The sequence below is a fragment of the Streptomyces sp. SID486 genome (assembly GCF_009865385.1).
GTDB lineage: Bacteria > Actinomycetota > Actinomycetes > Streptomycetales > Streptomycetaceae > Streptomyces.
This window is the reverse complement of the sequence record NZ_WWJT01000014.1, coordinates 1-2,537: the sequence shown is the minus strand read 5'-3', so window position 1 is coordinate 2,537 and position 2,537 is coordinate 1. Positions and strand designations below refer to the sequence as shown.

At 76.0% G+C, this 2,537-nt stretch carries 1 protein-coding gene; it reads right to left on the bottom strand.

The window, feature by feature from the left end; translation table 11 throughout:
* On the bottom strand, positions 1-2,427 hold a 2,427-nt coding region (locus GT045_RS39325; protein ID WP_345942514.1), incomplete at its 3' end, for a BTAD domain-containing putative transcriptional regulator.
* Between the last annotated feature and the right edge of the window lie 110 nt (positions 2,428-2,537).

The window sequence follows — 2,537 nt, the reverse complement described above, 5'->3', positions numbered from 1 at the left end:
CGTGGAGGTCGCAGCGGTGGTGGGGGTGGTGCCGGTGGCCTCTGCGCCGCTCGGGGTGGCGGCCGCGGGGGGCGGCGGGGCGACTACTGGCTGTGGTGCGGCGGGTGGTGATGGGGCGGCGGGTCGTGGTTCGGCGGCCTCCGCCAGCTCGCGGGCGAAGTGGCGGACCAGGTCGTGGGGCGCGTAGCGGCCGTACGCCGTCTCCTCCAGCAGGGCCACGTCGACCAGGCGGTCCAGCGCGGCCTCGGCGCGGCGCTCGTCGGTGCCGGTGAGGCGGGCGATCAGCGGGGCGCCGTAGGTGGGCAGGTCCAGCGCGCCGATGCGGCGCAGCGCGCGGGCCGCGTCCCGGTCGGCCTCGCGTTCGGCGGCAGCGAGCGCGTCGTGGGCCACGGCCAGGGAGCGGCGCACGCTGAGGTCGTCGTACTCCAGGTGACGCAACCGCCCATCAGTGTCGGCGAGTTGTCCGGCCAGGACGTCCGGGGTGAGCGCCCGGCGGGCGGCGAGCCGGGCGGCGACCACGCGCAGCGCCAGCGGGAGCCGGCCGGTCAGCTCGACCAAGGCGTGGGTGGCGTCCAGGCCCGGGCGCCCGCTCACCGCGCGGAGCAGGGCCGCGCTGTCCTCGCCGGTGAGTGGCGAGAGCGGGAAGCGGCGGGCGCCGTCGAGCGTGGTGAGCGGTGAGCGGCTGGTGACGATCACCGCGCAGCCGGGCCCGGCCGGCAGGAGGGGCCGTACCTGGGCCGCGTTGGCGGCGTCGTCCAGTACCAGCAGGATCCGGGCGGGGGCGAGCAGGGAGCGGAGCAACGCCGAGGAGGCGTCGGGGTGTTCGGGAACGTTCCGGGGGTCGACGCCGAGGTCGCGCAGCAGCGCGGCGAGTGCCTGTGCGGGGGTGAGCGGGGTCATGCCCGGGGTGGCACCGTGCAGGTTGACGTAGAGCTGACCGTCGGTGAAGCCTTCCCGCAGCTCGTGGGCGACGTGCAGGGCCAGGGCACTCTTGCCGACGCCGGCCATGCCGCTGATCACCACGACGGCGGGGGCCGGCGCGGACGGCTCGGCCAGCGCCCGGCCCAGCTCACGGCACACGTCGTCCCGGCCGGTGAAGTGGGCTGGGGGTGCCGGCAGTTGCGCCGGGCGCGGGGTCTGCCGCGCGACCGGAACGGCACCCGTCTGCGGGGTGCCAGAGGCGTCAGCGGCGTCCGGGGAGCCGGGGGTGCCCAGCCTGTCCGGGGTGCCCGGAGTGCCCGGAGTGTCCGGGGCGCCGTTGGACGCCGGGCTCACCGAGGGCTCGCAGGGCGAGGAGACCTTAGAGCCTCCCTGGCCCGCTGAAGTCGACGGTTCCGGCGAGGTTGCCGGATCCGCTGAGGCTGCCCGATCCGCTGAAGTCGCCGGATCCGCCGAGGCTGCCCGGTCCGCTGAAGTGGCCCGGTCCGCTGATGCTGCCCGGTCCGCTGAAGTCGAAGCCGTGGCCTTCCCGGCCGTGTCGGCGGTCAACTCACCGTCCGCCTCCGGCCGTCCGTCCTGGCGGACCGCGCGCCGCTCACCGGCCGCCTCCCGCTGCCACGACCGGTCCCCTTGGTCCTCCTGCTGCCACGACCGGTCCCCCTGGACCTCCCGCCGCCACGACTGATCCCCCCGGACCTCCCGCCGCCACCGCCGGTCGCCGACGGTCTCCCGCCCCCACTGCCGGTCATCGACGGACTCCTGCGGCCACCGCCGGTCGCCGACGGGCTCCCGCCGCGGCTGTGCCTCGTCGCTCGACCGCAGTATCTCGACGTGCGCCTCACGGACCGCCGCGCCGGGTTCGATGCCGAGTTCCTCCACCAGGCGGGTCCGCAGGTCACGGTGGACGGCGAGGGCCTCCGCCTGGCGCCCGGTGCGGTGGAGGGCAAGCATCAGCTGACGGTGGTACGCCTCGCGCAGCGGGTGCTCGGCGATCAGGGCAGTCAGTTCGGGGACGAGAGCCGCCACGCGGGCGCCGCCGAGGGACAGTTCGGCGTCGTAGCGCCACTCCAGCAGAAACAGCCGGGCCTGCTCGAGGCGTTGCACGAGGGCGTAGCCGCCGACGTCGGCAGGGAGTCCGCTGAACGGGGTGCCACGCCACAGCGCCAGCGCGGCGGCACAGGCCCGCACGACACCCGGCCAGTCGCGCAGGGCGTGGGCGGCCCGCGCCTCGGCGACCCGGGCGTCGAAGACGTGCACGTCCAGCTCGCCGTGGTCGACCCGCAGCACGTATCCCGGTGGTACGGCCCTGAGCCGATCGGAGTCGTCCAGGAGCCGGCGCAGCCGGGTGACGTGGTTGTGCAGGGAAGCCTGTGCGGAGACGGGCGGCGCGCCGCCCCACAGCGCGTCCTTCAACGAGTCGACCGAGACCACCCGGCCGGGCTCCAGCAGCAACGCGGCGAGCAGGATGCGGACCTTGGGACTGCCGATGGGCCGGACGTGGTTGTCGTGAGCGTCGTCGCCGACCGTCTCGGCGCGGTGGCCGGACGAGGTGTCGCCGTCGGCGCCCGCACCGGCACCGGCACCGGCACCGGCACCGG